This window comes from Paenarthrobacter aurescens, assembly GCF_041549525.1.
GTDB classification, from domain to species: domain Bacteria; phylum Actinomycetota; class Actinomycetes; order Actinomycetales; family Micrococcaceae; genus Arthrobacter; species Arthrobacter aurescens.
This window is the reverse complement of record NZ_CP157456.1, coordinates 1,830,684-1,845,148: the sequence shown is the minus strand read 5'-3', so window position 1 is coordinate 1,845,148 and position 14,465 is coordinate 1,830,684. Positions and strand designations below refer to the sequence as shown.

The 14,465-nt window shown below is 62.7% G+C and carries 11 protein-coding genes; 5 read left to right on the top strand and 6 right to left on the bottom strand.

Going from position 1 to position 14,465, the window contains the following annotated elements; all coding sequences use genetic code 11:
* Positions 1 to 47: 47 nt before the first annotated feature.
* From ABI796_RS08525 to ABI796_RS08505, 5 genes are all read left to right on the top strand, one after another.
* Positions 48 to 1,136, top strand: a complete 1,089-nt coding sequence (locus tag ABI796_RS08525; protein ID WP_141282029.1) for a low specificity L-threonine aldolase — start codon at positions 48 to 50, stop codon at positions 1,134 to 1,136.
* A 67-nt stretch (positions 1,137 to 1,203) separates the two neighbouring features.
* On the top strand, positions 1,204 to 1,863 hold the full coding sequence (locus ABI796_RS08520) for a DUF3000 domain-containing protein (RefSeq protein WP_141282005.1): 660 nt from the start codon (positions 1,204 to 1,206) through the stop codon (positions 1,861 to 1,863).
* A gap of 80 nt (positions 1,864 to 1,943) precedes the next feature.
* A complete protein-coding gene (locus ABI796_RS08515) occupies positions 1,944 to 3,305 on the top strand; it encodes an HRDC domain-containing protein (RefSeq protein ID WP_141282003.1) in 1,362 nt (453 codons plus the stop codon).
* A gap of 194 nt (positions 3,306 to 3,499) precedes the next feature.
* Positions 3,500 to 4,771 (top strand): acetyl-CoA C-acyltransferase, encoded by a 1,272-nt coding sequence (locus tag ABI796_RS08510; RefSeq protein ID WP_141282001.1) that lies wholly within the window; start codon positions 3,500 to 3,502, stop codon positions 4,769 to 4,771.
* On the top strand, positions 4,768 to 6,912 hold the full coding sequence (locus ABI796_RS08505; protein WP_141281999.1) for a 3-hydroxyacyl-CoA dehydrogenase NAD-binding domain-containing protein: 2,145 nt from the start codon (positions 4,768 to 4,770) through the stop codon (positions 6,910 to 6,912). Before ABI796_RS08510 ends, ABI796_RS08505 begins: the two co-directional genes overlap by 4 nt.
* Before the next feature lie 104 nt (positions 6,913 to 7,016).
* Here the strand turns inward: ABI796_RS08505 and ABI796_RS08500 are convergent, their stop codons facing one another.
* The 6 genes from ABI796_RS08500 to acnA form a co-directional block, all read right to left on the bottom strand.
* Positions 7,017 to 7,997, bottom strand: a complete 981-nt coding sequence (locus ABI796_RS08500) for an aldo/keto reductase (protein ID WP_141281997.1) — start codon at positions 7,995 to 7,997, stop codon at positions 7,017 to 7,019.
* 70 nt (positions 7,998 to 8,067) lie between these two features.
* Entirely contained in the window at positions 8,068 to 8,286 is a 219-nt protein-coding gene (locus ABI796_RS08495) for a hypothetical protein (RefSeq protein WP_141281995.1), read from the bottom strand.
* Positions 8,287 to 8,317: 31 nt separating this feature from the next.
* Positions 8,318 to 8,878: a hypothetical protein gene (locus ABI796_RS08490; protein ID WP_141281993.1), complete on the bottom strand. Its 561-nt coding sequence runs from the start codon at positions 8,876 to 8,878 to the stop codon at positions 8,318 to 8,320.
* Positions 8,875 to 9,444: a DUF402 domain-containing protein gene (locus ABI796_RS08485; RefSeq protein WP_141281991.1), complete on the bottom strand. Its 570-nt coding sequence runs from the start codon at positions 9,442 to 9,444 to the stop codon at positions 8,875 to 8,877. Before ABI796_RS08485 ends, ABI796_RS08490 begins: the two co-directional genes overlap by 4 nt.
* Positions 9,441 to 11,414, bottom strand: coding sequence for a 1-deoxy-D-xylulose-5-phosphate synthase (gene dxs / locus ABI796_RS08480; protein WP_141281989.1), 1,974 nt, complete (start codon positions 11,412 to 11,414; stop codon positions 9,441 to 9,443). Before dxs ends, ABI796_RS08485 begins: the two co-directional genes overlap by 4 nt.
* A 195-nt stretch (positions 11,415 to 11,609) precedes the next feature.
* A complete protein-coding gene (acnA, locus tag ABI796_RS08475; RefSeq protein ID WP_141281987.1) occupies positions 11,610 to 14,417 on the bottom strand; it encodes an aconitate hydratase AcnA in 2,808 nt (935 codons plus the stop codon).
* Between the last annotated feature and the right edge of the window lie 48 nt (positions 14,418 to 14,465).

Genomic DNA, 14,465 nt, shown 5'->3' with positions numbered 1-14,465 from the left:
ATAGACTTGAAAGCGTGAATGAACAAGTGACGAGCACAACAGAGGCAATCCACAGCGCCACGGACACCCCGGGCCCGGTTCAACTGCATGATCCTCAACTGCATGACCCTGCGGTTCGCGGATTCGCATCGGACAACTACTCCGGCGTGCACCCGGAGATCCTCGCAGCACTGGCATCTGCCAATGGCGGGCACCAGGTCTCCTACGGAGAAGACGTGTACACGGCCAGGCTGCAAGAGGTGCTGGAGCAGCAGTTCGGCCCGGGCATCGAGACGTTCCCGGTATTCAACGGCACGGGCGCCAACGTCCTGGCCCTCCAATCCCTCCTCCCCCGCTGGGGAGCGGTGATCTGCGCTTCCACAGCACACATCAACATGGATGAGAACGGCGCACCGGAACGTGTGGGCGGAATCAAGCTCCTCCAGGTCCCCACCACCGATGGCAAGCTCACTCCTGAGTTGATTGACCGCGAAGCCTGGGGCTGGGGCGATGAGCACCGCGCCCAGCCCCTGGTTGTTTCCATCACCCAGACCACCGAACTCGGCACCTGCTACACGCCCGATGAAGTCCGCGCCATTGCCACCCACGCCCACTCCAAGGGAATGAAGCTTCACATGGACGGCGCCCGGCTCGCCAATGCCGCCGCCCACCTGGACGTCCCCCTCCGCGCCTTCACCCGCGATGCCGGGGTGGACATCCTGTCCTTCGGCGGTACCAAGAACGGGCTTCTTTTCGGCGAAGTGGTGGTGGCACTGAACCCCGGGGCTGCTGACGGCCTGAAATTCCTGCGCAAGATGAACATGCAGCTTGCCTCGAAGATGCGTTTCATCTCCGCCCAGTTCATCGCCCTGCTGGAGGATGGACTGTGGCTGCGTTCGGCAGCCCACGCCAACGCCATGGCCACCCGCTTGCGCACAGCCGTTGAGGGAATCAACGGCGTGGAACCAACCCAGGCAACACAGTCCAACGGCGTGTTCGCCATCCTTCCCGAAGGCGTGGCGGACAAGCTCCGGGAATCCTTCGCTTTCTACGACTGGGACGCTGCCCGCCGTGAAGTGCGCTGGATGTGTTCGTTCGACACCACGGAGGAAGACATCGACGCCTTCGTAACGGCAATCAAGCGCGAGCTGGCCTAACCCATAACACATGCAACCCGGGGCGGCGAGCCTGCACAGAATCGCCGCCCCGGACGCATAATCTGCGATGGTGAACGCCCTCGCACAGGTTCCCTCGGAGTTTCTCTTCGCCTTGGGTTCCCTACGAAAAGCACAATGCCGCAGTGAGCTGCGGCTTGAGGAGATCCCCGCTCCTGCCCGCCTGGCCCCTTACGCCGTCGCTTTGGGGGCCGAGGTATTCAGCCCCACGGCGGCAACCCGCCAGGTCCCCGTCCATGGACCTGCGGCCAAGGCCTTCGCCGCCACCCAGGGCGGCAGTACTTCAAGCGAAGAAGATGACGAACTCGCCACCGGCCGCTTCATCCTCCTTTATGACCCCGACGGTTCGGCCGTCTGGGAAGGGGAGTTCCGGATAGTTACCTACATCCGGGCTCAGATGGATGCAGAGATGGGGAACGACTCCATGCTCGGCTCCGTAGCATGGACCTGGCTGGTTGACGCTTTGGAAAACCACGCCGCACCTTACCGCGCTGCCGGTGGCACAGCAACAAGAATCCTTTCCGAGAGCTTTGGCACCCTGGCTGAACGGCCCGACACCATAGACATTGAACTCCGAGCATCCTGGACGCCGGCCAGCCAGGATGTCCAAGCCCACCTCGAAGCCTGGTCGGACATGGTCTGCACCTTCGCGGGCCTCCCACCGCTGCCGCCGGGAGTCACAGGGCTGCCCAACAGGAGACTCAATTGAGCGTGACCTACGCCTTGTCCGGCATCGGCAGCGGGCCCCCTTCACCCCTACTAGGCCGGAATCGGTAAGCTTAAGCCACCATGACCCCTGAATATCCGGAAAACACCACGGCCGGCGACCCGGTTGCTGATCCCACCACCCACATCAAGGTAGACGGCTTCGACAGCCACGTCCCTGAAATCATCGACCTCGATACTCCCCGCGAAGGCGTACCGCTGGTGATCGATACCCCGTCAGGGCTGGAGCGGTGCGCAGCCGCCATCGCCGCCGGAACAGGGCCGGCCGGAGTGGATGCTGAACGTGCCTCCGGTTTCCGTTACGGGCAGCGGGCTTTCCTGGTTCAGATCCGGCGCGAGGGGGCCGGAACCTGGCTGATCGATCCCGAGCCCTTCGAGAACCTGGACATCATCAATGACGCCCTCCGCGGCGTCGAGTGGATCCTGCACGCAGCCTCGCAGGACCTTCCGTGCCTTTCCGAGCTGGGCATGTGGCCTGACAAACTCTTCGACACCGAGCTTGCCGCCCGCCTCGCCGGGCTCCCGCGGGTAGGCCTTGCTGCGGTCATTGAACAGCTTCTCGGCTTTGGCCTGGCCAAGGAACACTCTGCGGCAGACTGGTCCACACGCCCCCTGCCCGAGCCCTGGCTCCGTTATGCAGCCCTGGACGTTGAAGTCCTTGCGGAGCTCCGGGAAGAACTCATTGAATTACTCGAAGCCGACGGCAAACTCGACTACGCCGAGCAAGAGTTTGCAGGCATCCTTGCGGCCGGACTTTCGGCCCCCCGCGTAGACCCGTGGCGGAAGACCTCCGGACTCCACCAGATACGCGACCGCCGTCAGCTTGCAGCGGTGCGTGAACTGTGGCTCGAGCGCGACCAACTTGCCCGCAAACGCGACGTCGCCCCCGGTCGTCTGATCCCGGACTCAGCCCTGGTGGCCGCAGCCAAGGCCATGCCAACCACGGTCCCTCAGCTGCTGGCTACAAAAGGATTCCACGGACGCTCCGCTCAAAGGGAAGCCCCGCGTTGGCTCCGCTGCATTAGCAACGCCCGGACGCTGACGGATCTGCCGCCCCTCCACCTGCCCACCAACGCTCCACCGCCGCCAAGGGTATGGGTGGACCGGGATCCCGAAGCCGCAGCGCGCCTTGCCACCGCACGGCCGGCCCTCCAGGCAGCAGCCGATGAGCTGAAGCTGCCCGTGGAGAACCTGCTGACGCCGGATTATTTACGTCGGGTTGCCTGGCGTCCCCCTGCGGACGTTTCCCTGGAATCCATCGCTGCGGAGCTTCGCTCACTGGGGGCGCGGGAGTGGCAAATCTCCTTCGCCGCCCCGATACTCACCGAAGCCTGCTTGAACCCTGCCCCGCTCCCGGCGAAAGAGTCCAAGGCTAAGGAAGCAAAACAACCCCAGGACGCGCAAGCTTCCGGCAATGCCGGTTGAATCCTTCTCGCCCTGCGAGGCCTGTCCCCACGAACTCCGGTTCGTGGTGGCAGGCCTTTCGCGTACTCGGCCCCCGGCACGTGGAACCGCTTTGACCTTGCACGCTAAGTTACCCACGAGTAACATTGCATCAATGCCAACCGCAATACCCGCAACGCGGGGTTCGGCGCCATGTCTCAACGAGGAGTTAATACATGAGTCCATCACGCAGTGCTCAAAGGAATGTCCGCGACGTCGTCTTCGTCGATGGCGTGCGCACCCCCTTCGGCAAGGCCGGTGAGAAAGGCATCTATGCCGGCACCCGCGCCGATGACCTCGTGGTCAAATGCATCCGAGAACTGATGCGGCGAAACCCCTCACTGCCCGCGGACAGGATCGACGAGGTTGCCATCGCGGCCACCACCCAAACCGGAGACCAAGGACTCACCATCGGCCGTACAGCGGCCCTGCTGGCCGGACTCCCCCGCACGGTGCCCGGCTTCGCCATCGACCGAATGTGCGCAGGGGCCATGACTGCAGTGACGACGACGGCGAGCGGCATCGGTTTCGGCGCCTATGACGTAGTCATTGCCGGCGGCGTGGAGCACATGGGCAACCACCCCATGGGCGCCGGCGCGGATCCCAATCCCCGGTTCATGTCCGAGCGCCTGGTGGACCCGGCTGCGTTGAACATGGGCAACACCGCGGAGAACCTGCACGACCGCTTCCCGGCCATCACCAAGGACCGCACGGATGCCTATGCTGCGGCCTCGCAGGCCAAATTGGCCGCAGCCTACTCCAAAGAACAAATCCAGCAAGACCTCGTGCCCGTAGCCACCATGAAGCCCGGACAGGGCTGGGCCCTGCACACCACGGACGAGCCGCCCCGGCCCGGAACCACCGTTGCCGACCTCGCCGAACTGCGGACACCCTTCCGCGCCCATGGCCGAGTGACCGCCGGCAACGCTGCGGGTTTGAACGACGGCGCCACTGCAGCCGTCCTTGCCTCCGCCGAAGCCGCTGAAGAGCTCGGTCTTCCGGTCAAGATGCGTCTGGTCTCCTACGCCTTCGCCGGTGTTGAACCCGAGGTCATGGGCATCGGACCGGTACCCGCCACCGAAAAGGCACTAAGAAACGCAGGGCTGGGAATTGAAGACATTGGACTCTTCGAAATCAACGAGGCCTTCGCCGTTCAGGTCCTCAGCTTCCTGGACCACTTCGGAATCGCCGACGACGATTCCCGCGTCAACCGCTATGGCGGGGCGATCGCCGTCGGGCATCCGCTTGCATCCTCCGGCGTCCGCCTCATGAACCAGCTGGCGCGGCAGTTCGAAGAAGATCACTCGGTTCGCTATGGCATCACCACCATGTGCATCGGACTGGGCATGGGTGCCACGGTGATCTGGGAAAACCCCCACCACGCCGACTACCAATCTTTCGCCGCTGACCAGGCAACCACAGCCACCACCGAAGGAGCCGCCGCATGAGCGCCGCCGAATTCCAGAAGCTCGCAGCCCTTTTCCCCGATGAAGTCATAACCCACTCCTATGTGCAGGACATCCAGCTGCCCGGCAGTGCCGGAACCTTCGCGCTGATCACCCTGGACAACGGCCTTGACCACTCCAAGCCCACCACGTTGGGCCCCAACACCCTGGTGGAACTCGGTGGGGTCCTGGAGAACCTCAAGGAGCGCGCCTCACGAGGAGAGATCGTAGGCGTCGGTGTCACAGGCAAGCCGTACTTCCTGGTGGCAGGCGCCGACCTCTCGGCTGTGAAGACCCTCAAAGAACGTGAGCATGGGCTGTGGATGGCGCAGCTTGGTCACGCCGTCTACAGCACCTTGGCAGACCTGGGCGTTCCGAGCTTCTCCTTCATCAACGGACTGGCTTTGGGCGGCGGGCTGGAAATCGCCCTGCAGTCCACCTACCGGACCGTCTCCACAGGTGCAGGCGCCTTGGCCCTGCCCGAAGCGTTCATCGGCCTTGTACCGGGCTGGGGCGGCGTCTACATCCTGCCTCGACTCATCGGCCCGGAGAATGCCGTCAAGGTCATGATCGAGAATCCCCTCAGCAACAACCGGACCCTCACGGGGCCACAAGCGTTCGAGCTCGGCGTGGCCGATGCCATGTTTGAACCCGCGGACTTCGTGGAACAGTCGCTCGCATGGGCGGCACGGGTCATCTCCGGGGAGGTCACGCCTGAACGGAAGAACGCAGTGGATGCCGGGGATGAAGAAGTGGCCGGCCGTTGGGCCGCCGCTGTCTCAGCAGGCCGGGCGTTTGTGGAGTCCAAGACGTCCAACGCCTCCCCCGCTCCGGGCAAAGTCCTGGATGTCATGGAAGCAAACCGCACCATGACCCAGCAGGAGTCGGCGGAACTTGAGTGCCAAACCCTTGCCGGGCTCATGCAGACCGACGAGTTCCGTTCTACCGTGTACGCGTTCCTTGACCTCGTCCAGAAGCGCTCCAAGCGTCCTGCCGGGGCGCCGGACCGTAAGCTTGCCCGTCCGGTCACCAAGATCGGCGTGGTGGGTGCAGGACTTATGGCCAGCCAGCTTGCACTGCTGTTTGCCCGGCAGCTGAAGGTCCCCGTGGTGATGACGGATATTGATCAGGCACGGGTGGACAAGGGCGTGGGCTACGTCCACGCCGAAGTGGACAAGATGCTGGCAAAGAAGCGGATCAAGCCCGATGCCGCCAACAGGACCAAAGCACTGGTCACCGGATCCGTGTCCAAGGAGGCTTTCTCAGACGCCGACTTCGTGATCGAGGCCGTCTTCGAAGAACTGCACATCAAGAAGCAGGTGTTCGCCGAGGTTGAAGCGATCGTCTCTCCCGAGTGCATTCTGGCCACCAACACGTCCTCGCTGTCCGTGACGGCCATGGCCGAAGATTTGAAGCATCCCGAACGCCTGGTGGGCTTCCACTTCTTCAACCCGGTGGCCGTCATGCCGTTATTGGAGATTGTGCGGGCGCCCAAGACCGATGACGCCGTTCTGGCCACCGCGTTCGAACTGGCCAAGGGCTTGAAGAAGACTGCTGTGCTGGTCAAGGATGCCGCGGCCTTCGTGGTCAACCGCATCCTGCTCCGCCTTATGGGAGAAGTGATCGCAGCGTTCGACGAAGGAACTCCGGCCGAGGTTGCCGACTCCGCCCTGCGCCCCATGGGACTACCGATGTCCCCGTTCACCCTGAGTGCCATGGTGGGCCTGCCGGTGGCCCAGCACGTTCAGGAGTCCCTGCATGCTGCCTTCGGAGACCGTTTCCCGGTCTCCCAAAACCTGCAGAAACTCATCGATAACGGAGTGAAGAGCCTCTGGGCGCCAGGACCGGACGGAACTCCGGTCATCCCGGCCGAGACACTGGCACTGATGTCCTTCGGCAATACCCCGTCCACTGGTGAGGAAGTCCTCCGGCGCACGCAGGACGCCTTGGCCGAAGAAATCGGGCTGATGTTGGAAGAGGGCGTCGTAGCGGGACCTGAAGATATTGACCTCTGCGTCATCATGGGAGCCGGATGGCCCATGTTCCTGGGCGGCATTACGCCTTATCTGGACAGGGTAGGCGCCTCCGAACGCGTCAACGGCAAGCGGTTCCTGGCTCCCGGCGTCGCATCAGCGCCCGCCTGACCCGTCCCTCTCTCACATCCCGCGGCCTAAACCGGAACGCTCTCTCACTAGCTTGAGGAAAGTGAAAGAGCGTTCCGGTTTAAGGGCTGTTATGTGAGAGAGGGCTAGAAGAGTGCCACCTTCGGTGCCTGCGGGAAAATCTCGTCCAGTTCGGCGCGATCCTCCTGCGTGGGGACCCAGCAGACGGCCCCGGCATTCTCGCGGATCTGCTCCGGGCGGGTGGCGCCGGCAATGACGCTGCTGACGCCCGGCTGCGCGGCCAACCAGGAGAAGGCCAACTGAAGCTCGCTGATGCCACGTTCCTTGGCAAACTGTCCGAAGCGGCCCAGCTGTTCCCAATCGGCGTCATGGACCAGGTTGGTCCGGGTGTGGCTCAACCGGGAACCCTCAGGGGCCTTGCCCGCGGAGTACTTTCCAGTCAGCAGCCCGTTGGCCAGGGGAAAGTAGGGAAGAACACCCAGGGAGAACGCTCCAGCGGCTGGGAGCACCTCGAGTTCGGCGCGCCGGTCAAGGAGGTTGTAGTGGTTCTGCGTCGAGACGAAGCGGACGCCACCTGATGATTGCCGTGCTACGTACTCGGCCTCGGCGATCTGCCAGCCGGCAAAATTCGAATGACCGATGTACCGCACCTTGCCGGCGGACACCAGGTCCTCCAAGGCCGCGAGCGTCTCCTCAATGGGCGTCCGAGGGTCCGGCGTGTGGAACTGGTAGAGGTCAATCCACTCCGTATCCAAACGGCGCAGCGAAGCTTCCACGGCTTTGACGATGTATCTGCGCGAACCCCGGGCCTCGAAATCATTTCCATTGACCCCACGCATGTCCATGCCAAACTTCGTGCCAATGACCACGTCATCGCGGTGTCCCTTCAGCGCCTTGCCCAGCATGACTTCGCTTAGGCCCGGCTCACGGCCGTAAACATCGGCGACGTCGAAGAAGGTCACCCCGGCATCAATCGCGGCGTGGACAACAGCGTCGGTGCCTTCCTGGGACTCTGTGGGGGTGTTGGCGCGGCCCAGATTGTTGCAACCCAGCCCAACAGCTGAGACGGTCAGTCCGGAATGGCCAAGGCGTCGGTATTCAGTCATGAATTCAGCCTATATGCGCACTCAGCACTGAAATGTCACCCGAGGCAACAAAACTGCCCGGGCAACAGGACTAGCCCTTGCCGTAAGTGATCCCTGATTCCTCCATGGCATCTTCAAGCTGCGCCACAGCCACCGGTCCCATCCCGTGGAGCTTGGAGAGCCCCGCTTGGCCGAATTCGGCCAACTGCTCCAGCGTCTCGATCCCCTCATGCGCCAATGCCCGTCTTGCCGGAGCGGCCAGACCTTTGGGCAGGGGCGTATGTCCGGGCCAGTTGCTCTTGGACGCCATGGGGATCCCTCCTGATGCGGTTGGGTACTACTTAGAGAGTAAAGCCCACACCCTGCTTGGGCGAGTGCTTCACACGGAATGCCGTTGGGTCGCTGTGCGGTGCTGCTGCAACCGTGAGCTTGGTGAAGTCCAGATCCTCACCGCGTACGCAAATCTTGATCGCGTTCACGGCCTTGTTGACATCCGGGCAGAGGCAGAAGATGTTCAGATGTCCGTTGCCGATCTCCGATCGGTCCACTATGCCCAAACCCCGCCAGGCCAGCTCACCGGTCAGCGCGGCCTTGGCCTTGCGCTCAAGATGCCGGTCCCGTTCGGTGCCGTCCTTGGACTTCAACGCAATCTGGGCAACCACCCAGAACTGTTCGGACTCAGGAATCTCCGCGTAGCCATCTTCTTCGCACTGGGCGGCAAAAGCTGCCATCAGGCCATCCACGGCGGATTCTTCCTCAACGTCTGCTTCGTCGGTCTTGCTCTGGTGGCCCACAACACCGTGATTGATCACGAACTGCTGGTCTTCGTCGTCGTACCAGGCCTCCCGGAAGTGAAGTACTCCGTCGTCGTCGCGCTTGTACGCACGGATAATGCCGCTCATGCTCGTCCTTTCCTGAACCACTCGGCGCTGGTGCTAGTGGCTCCATTGACGTCGAAAGGCGCTTTCATGGTGTTCACTGCCTCGTAGAGGGCTGCGCATTCTGCGCGCATAGCGTCCACCGTCTGTTGCGGATAGCCCATGGCCACCCGATGCTGCTCAAATTCGTCTTCGTCGTCCACGAACACCCCACGCTTGGTGGAACGGATAACATCCAGATCCATATCAATCATGTGGAACTCGGTGACGCCGGGTTTGATGGGATTCCAGTCGTGGCCGGTAGCCAGGTCAACATAGATCCTGAAGTCCCCCGGATAGCTGTCGTCGTAAAAAGTAGCTACAAACTCACCAGCGCGGGGAACCAGCAACACCGCATCCGAGGCCGTGTAGAACGCTGCGCCCGGGCGGGCGCAGAACTCCCCTGCTCCCTGGAACACCCACCAACCGTGGATGTCTTCACCAAGGTAGCGGCCGGGCACCACCCAATGGGCCTTGCCGTCCCACTTCCTGTTCCTCGACACCACGAGGTCACCGGGCTGCAATGCGCCCGGCGCGCGCTCGTCCGTCACAGCGTCGGCAGGCTGCCGGTGGTTGGGTGTTCCTGGCCCGGAAGCGGCCTGGCAAACGGAACCTTCGTCCCCAAAACCTGGGCCACGACGTCGTGCGTTATCTTTTGCGCCGTGAGGCCTACGCGCTCCAGGACCTGGCTACGGGAACCATGCACGAGGAATTCAACCGGCAGGCCTACCTCGTTCAGCGCGGTGTCCACCCCGGCCGCGCGCATTTCCTGCCGGATACGGGACCCAACGCCACCTGCACGGACTCCGTCTTCAATGCAGATCACCAGGCGGTGACGGGCAGCGAGGGCGATGATGGATTTACGGACAGGAAGAACCCACCGCGGATCCACAACCGTGGAGCTGATCCCTTGGGACCCAAGGCGGGCTGCGACGTCGAGGGCGAGTTCGGACATGGCCCCCACGCTGACAATCAGGACATCATTTTCGGTGGAGCCTTCAGGGCGCCGGGCAAGGATATCCACGCCGTCGTGAAGCCGCTCAATGGCTTCGATCTCGGAGCCAACGCTGCCTTTGGAGAACCGCACCACTGTGGGGGCATCGTTGACAGCCACAGCTTCACGCAGTTCTTCGCGGAGCCTGGTGGCATCGCGGGGAGCAGCCAGGTGAAGACCAGGCACAATCTGGACCATGGCCATGTCCCACATGCCGTGGTGGCTGGGGCCGTCCGGGCCAGTCACTCCGGCGCGGTCCAGGACGATGGTGACGCCGGCCTTGTGCAGCGCAACATCCATCAGGAGCTGGTCAAAGGCGCGGTTCAGGAAGGTAGCGTAAACCGCCACCACGGGGTGAAGGCCACCGAAAGCCATTCCAGCGGCCGACGTCAGGGCATGCTGCTCGGCAATACCGACGTCGATCACACGCTCCGGGTGGCGTTCGGCGAACTTGTGCAATCCCACGGGGATCAGCATGGCGCCGGTGATACCCACAATGTCCGGGCGCTCATCAGCGATATCGGCGATCTCTTCGGCGAAAACCGACGTCCATGACCTGGCACCGGGCATTTCGGTGGGCTCGCCCGTTTCCGGGTCAATGATTCCTACCGCGTGGAACTGGTCAGCTTCGTTGGCCAGGGCCGGAGCGTAGCCGTGCCCCTTCTCCGTCATGGCATGGACAATCACCGGCCCGCCATAGGCTTTGGCTGTGTTGAGTGCATGCTCCATGGCTTGAAGGTTGTGTCCGTCAACCGGGCCGATGTACTTCATGCCAAGGTCCTCGAACATGCCCTGCGGGGCCCACCAGTCCTTGATGCCCTTCTTCATGGCATGCAGGCTCTTATAGGTGAACTGACCGGCGGGGCCGCCGTCCTGAAGCTTCTTTTTCCACCAGTCCAGCATGCGCTCGTAGGCCGGAGTGGTGCGCAGGGAATCGATGGTGGGGCGCAGCGATGCCAGGTAGTCGGCAAAACCGCCAACAGTTGGGGCGTAGGAGCGCCCGTTGTCGTTGACAACGATCACCACACGACGCCGTTTATCAGCTGCGATGTTGTTGATGGCTTCCCACGCCATGCCGCCGGTCAGGGCGCCGTCACCCACAACGGCGACGACGAACCGGTCGCCCTCGCCGGTCAACTGCCGGGCACGCGAGATGCCGTCAGCCCAGGACAGGGAAGAGGACGCGTGCGAGCTCTCCACGATGTCGTGTTCTGACTCCGCGCGGTCCGGGTAGCCGGAGAGGCCGCCCTGCTGACGGAGCGTAGTGAAGTCCTGGCGTCCGGTCAGCAACTTGTGTACATAGGACTGGTGCCCGGTGTCAAAAATAACGCTGTCCCGCGGAGACTCAAAGTTCCTGTGGACAGCGAGAGTGAGCTCCACAACGCCCAGGTTGGGCCCAAGGTGTCCACCGGTTGCGGCTACGTTGGTGATCAGGAATGCCCTGATTTCCCCGGCCAGTTGTTCCAGCTCCGTGCCGGACAATGTGGCCAGGTCCCGTGGATCCTTAACGGTTTCCAAAAGTCCCAACGGCCCTCCTTAGGGTAAATGACGTGCTTGTTAACTCTAGCGCGTGCCCGGGCCCGCGCGTTGCGCCACGGGCAGGAGCCCCGGCAATGTTCTTTCGGGCTGCTTCGCTGGCCCCTGAACGCCAACAGCCCCGGCTGGTCGGGCGACCAGCCGGGGCTGTCCGGCTATTGAAAGAGCTGGAAACCAGCTGCTTCGTTATGCCGAGATCTGGCGCAGAACGTACTGCAGGATGCCGCCGTTGCGGTAGTAGTCTGCTTCACCCGGGGTATCGATGCGCAGAACGGCATCGAAGGACTTGGTGGTGCCGTCTTCAGCCGTGGCCGTCACCTTGAGCGTCTTCGGCGTGGTGCCGTTGTTGAGCTCGGTGACACCTTCCACTGCAAACGTCTCCGTGCCGGTCAGGCCGATGGTTGCTGCGGACTCGCCTGCAGGGTACTGCAGGGGAAGGACGCCCATGCCAATGAGGTTGGAGCGGTGGATGCGCTCGTAGCTCTCAGCAATAACAGCCTTGACACCCAGAAGTGCGGTGCCCTTGGCTGCCCAGTCGCGGGATGAACCGGAGCCGTATTCCTTGCCTGCCAGGACAACCAGGGGTGTTCCTGCTGCCTGGTAGTTCTGGGCGGCGTCGTAAACGTAGGCCTGCGGTGCGCCTTCCTGGCTGAAGTCGCGGGTGAAGCCACCCTCAACGTTGTCCAGGAGCTGGTTCTTGATACGGATGTTGGCAAACGTACCGCGGATCATGACTTCGTGGTTGCCACGGCGTGAACCGTAGGAGTTGAAGTCCTTGCGCTCCACACCGTTGGCCAGAAGGTACTGGCCTGCAGGAGTGTCCGACTTGAAGGAACCGGCCGGGGAGATGTGGTCCGTGGTGACCGAATCGCCAAGCTTCAAGAGCACGCGGGCGCCGGAGATGTCCTTGACGGGATCCGGCTGGGCCTTCATGCCTTCGAAGTATGGGGGCTTCCGTACATAAGTGGAGTCCTCTGCCCAGGCGAAGGTGTCTCCTGCCGGGGTGTCGAGAGCCTTCCAGCGGTCGTCGCCGTCGAAGACGCCCTCGTAGCCCTTGGCGAACATGGCCTCGTCAATGGAGGAGTCAATGACTTCCTGCACCTCGGTGGGGTTCGGCCAGATGTCCTTGAGGAAGACGTCGTTGCCCTCGGAGTCCGTGCCCAGGGCATCGGTGTCGAAGTCGAAGTCCATGGAGCCAGCCAGGGCGTAAGCGATGACCAACGGCGGGGAGGCCAGGTAGTTCATCTTCACGTCCGGGTTGATGCGGCCTTCGAAGTTGCGGTTACCGGAGAGAACTGCGGTAACAGAGAGGTCGTTCGCTTGGATTGCCTCGGAGATTTCCGGCTCAAGCGGCCCGGAGTTACCAATGCAGGTGGCGCAACCGTAACCCACAATGTAGAAGCCAAGCTTCTCCAGGTAGGGAGTCAGGCCGGACTTCTCGTAGTAGTCGGTGACTACCTTTGAGCCCGGAGCCACGGAGGTCTTGACCCACGGCTTGGACGTCAGGCCCTTGTCCACGGCATTGCGTGCAAGGAGTGCCGCAGCCAGCATGACGGACGGGTTGGAGGTGTTGGTGCAGGAGGTGATCGAAGCGATCGACACTGCACCGTGGTCCAGCTCGAACTCGCGGCCGTCGGCAGTGGTGACCTTGACCGGCGAGGAGGGGCGGCCATGGGCACCGTTGGCGGCCGAGTAAACGCGGTCGGTCTCCGTGGTGTGCGAGTCGGCATGCGTGAAGGACGGAGCGTCCGAGGCCGGGAAGGATTCGTCCAAGGACTCATCCACGCTGCCGTCTTCGATGGCCACGTAGTTGTGGATGTCCTTACGGAACTGCTCCTTGGCATCGGTGAGCTCAATGCGGTCCTGGGGACGCTTGGGGCCGGAGATGGAGGGAACAACGGTGGACAGGTCCAGCTCGAGGAACTCGGAGAAACGCAGTTCGCGGGAAGGATCGTGCCAGAGGCCCTGTTCCTTGCTGTAGGCCTCCACGAGAGCCACGTTGGCCTCGGAGCGGCCGGTCAGGCGCAGGTAGTCCAGAGTTACGTCATCAATGGGGAACATGGCAGCCGTGGAACCGAATTCCGGGCTCATGTTGCCGATGGTGGCGCGGTTGGCCAGCGGCACAGCCGCCACGCCTTCGCCGTAGAACTCCACGAACTTGCCCACAACACCGTGCTTGCGCAGCATTTCGGTGATGGTCAGCACGACGTCGGTAGCGGTGGCGCCGGCGGGGATGCTGCCCTTGAGCTTGAAGCCCACGACGCGGGGAATCAGCATGGAGACGGGCTGGCCGAGCATTGCAGCTTCGGCTTCGATACCGCCAACGCCCCAACCCAGGATGCCCAGGCCGTTGACCATGGTGGTGTGGGAGTCGGTGCCAACGCAGGTGTCCGGGTAGGCGCGGAGAACGCCGTCAACCTCGCGGGTCATGACCGTACGTGCCAGGTATTCAATGTTGACCTGGTGGACGATGCCGGTTCCAGGGGGGACAACCTTGAAGTCGTCAAAAGCGGTCTGGCCCCAGCGAAGGAACTGGTAGCGCTCACCGTTGCGCTGGTATTCGATCTCCATGTTGCGCTCCAGTGCGCCGGAGTTTCCGAAGGCGTCAATCTGGACGGAGTGGTCGATCACCATTTCCGCAGGCGCCAACGGGTTGACGCGCTTGGGGTCACCGCCGAGTTCCTTGACCGCTTCACGCATGGTAGCCAGGTCAACGACGCAGGGAACGCCGGTGAAGTCCTGCATGATGACGCGGGCGGGGGTGAACTGGATTTCCGTGTTGGGCTCCGCATTGGGATCCCAACCGGCCAGGGCGCGGACATGGTCAGCCGTAATATTGGCGCCATCCTCAGTCCGCAGGAGGTTTTCAAGCAATACCTTAAGGCTGAACGGAAGGCTGTCTGCGCCCTCTACGGAGTTCAACCGGAAAATTTCATAGTCGGTGCCGGCTACATTCAGTACGCCTTTGGAACCGAAGCTGTCCACAGTGCTCATGGCAGGACTCCTCTCGCAACAGTTTCATCTTTGTCGCGTGGTTGGCCG

What these genes read in the sequence shown, in the direction of transcription:
- ABI796_RS08520 (WP_141282005.1), top strand. Translation starts at nt 1,204, where the DNA reads ATGGTGAACGCCCTCGCACAGGTTCCCTCGGAGTTTCTCTTCGCCTTG.
- ABI796_RS08500 (WP_141281997.1), bottom strand. Translation starts at nt 7,997, where the DNA reads ATGACTGAATACCGACGCCTTGGCCATTCCGGACTGACCGTCTCAGCT.
- ABI796_RS08510 (WP_141282001.1), top strand. Translation starts at nt 3,500, where the DNA reads ATGAGTCCATCACGCAGTGCTCAAAGGAATGTCCGCGACGTCGTCTTC.
- ABI796_RS08505 (WP_141281999.1), top strand. Translation starts at nt 4,768, where the DNA reads ATGAGCGCCGCCGAATTCCAGAAGCTCGCAGCCCTTTTCCCCGATGAA.
- acnA (WP_141281987.1), bottom strand. Translation starts at nt 14,417, where the DNA reads ATGAGCACTGTGGACAGCTTCGGTTCCAAAGGCGTACTGAATGTAGCC.
- ABI796_RS08515 (WP_141282003.1), top strand. Translation starts at nt 1,944, where the DNA reads ATGACCCCTGAATATCCGGAAAACACCACGGCCGGCGACCCGGTTGCT.
- ABI796_RS08490 (WP_141281993.1), bottom strand. Translation starts at nt 8,878, where the DNA reads ATGAGCGGCATTATCCGTGCGTACAAGCGCGACGACGACGGAGTACTT.
- ABI796_RS08495 (WP_141281995.1), bottom strand. Translation starts at nt 8,286, where the DNA reads ATGGCGTCCAAGAGCAACTGGCCCGGACATACGCCCCTGCCCAAAGGT.